Raw genomic sequence first — 224 nt, forward strand, 5'->3', positions numbered from 1 at the left:
TCGTCTGGGTTTGGAGTGCCAGGGTCGACCGGGCCGGTGCCGTCATCGGTGATGGTTAAGTCACTGGTGTCCGTGCCGTTAACGCCCGTCACGCCCGTCACTTTCAAGCTCAGTTTCTCGTCGCCTTCGTACGTCGCGTCGTCTTTGGTCGCCACTTCGACCGTCAGTTGGGTTTCACCCGCTTTCACCGTGTAAGAGCCATCGGCGTTCGCCGTCACAACCTG

The 224-nt window shown here is 60.3% G+C and carries 1 pseudogene; it reads right to left on the reverse strand.

Features of this window, described 5'->3' with window-relative positions:
* Nucleotides 1–218 (reverse strand): annotated as a pseudogene (locus AB4513_RS24740) (hypothetical protein); the annotation flags it as partial.
* Nucleotides 219–224: the final 6 nt, after the last annotated feature.

The sequence above is a fragment of the Vibrio sp. 10N.222.54.E6 genome (assembly GCF_041473955.1).
Lineage (GTDB): Bacteria > Pseudomonadota > Gammaproteobacteria > Enterobacterales > Vibrionaceae > Vibrio > Vibrio tasmaniensis_A.